Raw genomic sequence first — 940 nt, 5'->3', positions numbered from 1 at the left:
GTCGCGGTCGGCGGCGCGCTGCGCGTGTTCGAGCGCGACGGGATCGCGCCCGTCCGCGCGCGGCAAGGTCTGGCCGATGCGGTTGCGCCAGTCGATATCGGCGCCGCGCCACCAGCCCGCGACGGTCGGCAGATCGTGCGTGGTGGTGGTCGCGACGCCGTGCGGATCGTAGCGCGCGGGCGCGAGAAAGCCGCCGCCGTCGCGCTCGAACCACAGCACGCGTATGCCGTAGAGCGCATGCGACGCGAGCCGTTCGCGCAGCCCCGGCGGCACGGTGCCGAGATCCTCGCCGATCACGATCGCGCGATGCCGCCACGATTCGAGCGCGATCAGGCGCACGAGATCGTCGAACGGATAGCGCAGATACGCGCCGTGTTTCGCGCTCTCGCCTTCGGGCACGAGCCACAGGCGGCGCAAGCCGAGAATGTGGTCGATGCGCACGCCGCCCGCATGCGCGAACGCGGCGCGCAGCATGTCGATGAAGGCGCGAAAACCGGTGTTGTGCATCGCGCGCGGCGAGAACGTCGTGAGTCCCCAGCTTTGTCCGGCCTGATTGAAGATGTCGGGCGGCGCGCCAACCGACACGCGTTGCAGCATGTCCTGCGGCAGCGACCACGCATGCGAGCCCGCGCCGTCGCAGCCCACGGCGAGATCGGCGACAAGACCGATCGACATGCCCGCTTCGCGCGCCTCGCGTTGCGCGCGCGTGAGCCCTTCGGCGGCGAGCCATTGCAGGAAGCGATGAAAGTCCACTTCGCGGCGATGCTCGGTCGCGAAGGTCGCGACCGCCGTGCTGCGCGGATCGCGCAGCGTCTCGGGCCAGTCGCGCCAGTGGCGCAGGCCTTCGGGGCCGCTGAGCATGGCGGCCTGCAGCGCTTCGAAGCGCGCGTGATCGTCGAGCGCCTGGCCGCCGCGCGCGCAGAACGCGTCGAACGCGGCG

Annotated in this window: 1 protein-coding gene; it reads right to left on the bottom strand. The window is 71.4% G+C overall.

The window, feature by feature from the left end:
* Window positions 1-940: 4-alpha-glucanotransferase (gene malQ / locus G3N97_RS39035; RefSeq protein WP_205998031.1), on the bottom strand; the 940-nt coding region annotated here is incomplete at both ends.

The organism is Paraburkholderia sp. Ac-20347 (assembly GCF_017104805.1).
Classification (GTDB): Bacteria; Pseudomonadota; Gammaproteobacteria; order Burkholderiales; family Burkholderiaceae; genus Paraburkholderia; species Paraburkholderia tropica.
This window is presented reverse-complemented; position numbering and strand designations above follow the sequence as displayed.